This is a genomic window from Psychrobacter sp. S1-30-MNA-CIBAN-0213 (assembly GCF_040309845.1).
In the GTDB taxonomy this organism is placed as follows: domain Bacteria; phylum Pseudomonadota; class Gammaproteobacteria; order Pseudomonadales; family Moraxellaceae; genus Psychrobacter.
The window spans coordinates 1-239 of the sequence record NZ_JBEOPE010000169.1; the positions used below are offsets into that span (position 1 = coordinate 1).

At 44.4% G+C, this 239-nt stretch carries 1 protein-coding gene; it reads left to right on the forward strand.

The window, feature by feature from the left end:
- Nucleotides 1-239, forward strand: a 239-nt coding sequence (locus AAEY87_RS14370) for a hypothetical protein (RefSeq protein ID WP_350657655.1), incomplete at both ends; no start/stop codon positions are given.

A 239-nucleotide genomic window follows, 5' to 3' on the forward strand; every position in this document is an offset into this window, starting at 1 on the left:
CCCTTAATAGCCAAGCGGCTGATATCAAAATAGCAGGTAAGACGTTACTGATTACGGCGGCAGCTGACTTCAAAGTAGAGGATGTGGTTGAGAGCAGTAGCGCTATTGAGAATCTGACCTATCAGCAAAGCGGTTATGTGGCATCAAGTCATATTAGCAATCGGGAGCGTGATAGTCGTGGTTTTGTGCAAGGGGATAAAAATGTTGTTTTGACGACTTATTATCGACAAGCTGAGATG